Genomic DNA, 357 nt, shown 5'->3' with positions numbered 1-357 from the left:
ATCTCCAGAAGCGCATTCGTGATCTGGAAGAGGAGAACGACATCTTAAAAAAGGCGATGCACTACTTCGCCAAAGACCGGCACTGATCTATCCATTGGACAACCCGAAAGGCCAGCAAGCGTGAAGAATGTCGCCGCAAGCTAAAGCGGCGTATCCGCCGTATTTTCCTGGAGTCCCGCCGATTATACGGAAGTCCCAAAATCACCAAAGAGCTTTATAAGGAGGGCGTACATGTCTCCGAGAAAACAGTGGCTCGGATCATGAAGGAACTGGGTTTGCGCTCGCGTACGGTAAAGAAATACAAGGCAACAACGAACTCGAAGCACAACCTGCCTGTCCATGAGAACGTATTGAACC

General features: G+C 50.1%; 1 pseudogene. It reads left to right on the top strand.

The features are described 5' to 3' along the window. Positions 1–131 precede the first annotated feature (131 nt). A pseudogene (locus PPOP_RS26215) lies at positions 132–357 on the top strand (IS3 family transposase); the annotation flags it as partial.

It is taken from the genome of Paenibacillus popilliae ATCC 14706, from assembly GCF_000315235.1.
Classification (GTDB): domain Bacteria; phylum Bacillota; class Bacilli; order Paenibacillales; family Paenibacillaceae; genus Paenibacillus_B; species Paenibacillus_B popilliae.
Note: the sequence above shows the minus strand (reverse complement) of the source record. Positions and strands in the feature narration are given on the sequence as shown.